Below are 1,673 nucleotides of genomic sequence, written 5' to 3'. Positions count from 1 at the left end.
CGAAAAACAGCCGCCGAGCGCATCGCGAGTTTCCTGCTGGAGATGGCCGGGCGCCTAGCATGCTGGAGGGAACATCCAGCCGCCGAGGAGCCTCAACGATGTCGCTGATCACCTCGGTCTTCCGGTGCCGTAGCGAAAGTGGTGGAAAAGGGGTGGCGTAATCTCCGAGTAGGTCAACGACTCGCAACCGGCGTTGGCGCGCCGGCGGAGATCACGCCATGGAAAAGAATAGCACGACGGACGCGACGCCGCTCTTTTCTGGGGAGGCTTGGTTCGACCCGATCGAGGCCGAGCTGCGGGAGCGGATCCGGGGCTTTCTGGAGGAGATGGTCGAGCAGGAAGCGACGGCTGCCCTGGGACGCAGCCGCTACCAGCGGGGCGCGTCTGCGGGCTATCGGAACGGCACGCGGTCGCGGCGGCTGCTTGGCTCGTTCGGTCCGGTCGAGATCGTAGTTCCCCGCGCCCGGCTGTTCGCTCCCGATGGCCCGAACCGGGAATGGCAGAGCGCCGTGTTGCCGCGCTACGCGCGGATGACCCGGCAAGTCGAGGCGCTGATTGCATCGGCCTACCTCGCCGGCACCAACACTCGGCGGGTGAAGCGGGCGCTCGGGGCGCTGTTCAAGGGGTCGATCGGCAAGGACGTGGTCAGCCGGGTCTGGCGCAAGGTGAAGACCGATTGGGAAGCCTGGACGCGGCGCAACCTCGCGCAAGAGGACATCGTCCGGCTAATTCTCGACGGCAGCGTGGTGCGTGTGCGGCTCGACCGCAAGGCCACCAACATCTCGCTCCTGGTCGTGCTCGGCGTTGGTCGTGACGGGCAGAAGATTTTGCTGGCGGTGCGCAATATGGGGGGTGAGAGCGAAGCCGCCTGGCGCGGCGTGCTCGATGATCTCGTCGCGCGCGGCCTGCGGAGCCCCGAATTCCTGATCATTGATGGGGCCGCCGGGCTGGAGAAGGCGCTTGCCGCGCTGTGGCCTGAAGTGCCGACCCAACGCTGCACGGTGCACAAACACCGCAATTTACTGGCGCACGCGCCTGATGCGCTGCACGAGGAGATCTCCGCCGACTACAACGACATGATTTACGCAAAGACGGCAAAGGAGATCGAAACGCGCCGCAAGTCGTTCATTCGCAAATGGCGGCTGAAATGCCGCGCCGTTGCCGACAGCTTGCAAGAAGCGGGCGAGCGGCTGTTCACCTTCACCCGCTTGCCGGAAAGCCAATGGAAATCGGCGCGGACCACGAACGCGATTGAGCGACTCCACCAGGAATTCAAGCGGCGGATTAAGACCCAAACCGTGCTGCCCTCAGCTGAAACCGCGGCGATGTTGTTCTGGGCCTTGCTCGCTTCGGGCCAGATCACCATGCGCAAGGTCGACGGTTGGCAAACGCTCCCCGAGAAGCTCATTCCTCAATGCATTGACCTGGCCGCCTGACCCGATAACCTCATCCGCCGGAGATGTCGCCGCGCCCGAATTTCCACATCATTCGCGACAGAACCCTCTTTTTCGGCCCCGCTACTCTCGGAATAATGGCCAAAGGCCACGCAACGCTCGGTCGTGCCGTCGATGTACGACTTCATCCCATCGGCCGTTTCGAGGTCCTCGATTTTTTGAACGACATGCGAATAGAAGCGTCCTTCGAAGGTCCCGCTTTTGCCGTTCGACGAGACC

2 protein-coding genes are annotated in these 1,673 nt (G+C 63.4%); one reads left to right on the top strand and one right to left on the bottom strand.

What is annotated here, in order from left to right:
• The first annotated feature begins 218 nt into the window (after positions 1–218).
• Complete coding sequence (locus VGC56_RS17200) at positions 219–1,436, top strand: IS256 family transposase (RefSeq protein WP_464126863.1); 1,218 nt, start codon at positions 219–221, stop codon at positions 1,434–1,436.
• Here the strand turns inward: VGC56_RS17200 and VGC56_RS17195 are convergent.
• Positions 1,412–1,673, bottom strand: a 262-nt coding sequence (locus VGC56_RS17195; protein ID WP_464126861.1) for a hypothetical protein, incomplete at its 5' end; no start/stop codon positions are given. The genes VGC56_RS17200 and VGC56_RS17195 overlap by 25 nt on opposite strands.

It is taken from the genome of Allosphingosinicella sp., assembly GCF_036403745.1.
Lineage (GTDB): Bacteria > Pseudomonadota > Alphaproteobacteria > Sphingomonadales > Sphingomonadaceae > Allosphingosinicella.
The sequence above is the reverse complement of the archived record's forward strand: the minus strand, read 5'-3'. Positions and strand labels throughout refer to the sequence as shown.

Excerpts from the sequence above, each read along its gene's own strand:
- VGC56_RS17200 (WP_464126863.1), top strand. The coding sequence starts at position 219 with ATGGAAAAGAATAGCACGACGGACGCGACGCCGCTCTTTTCTGGGGAG.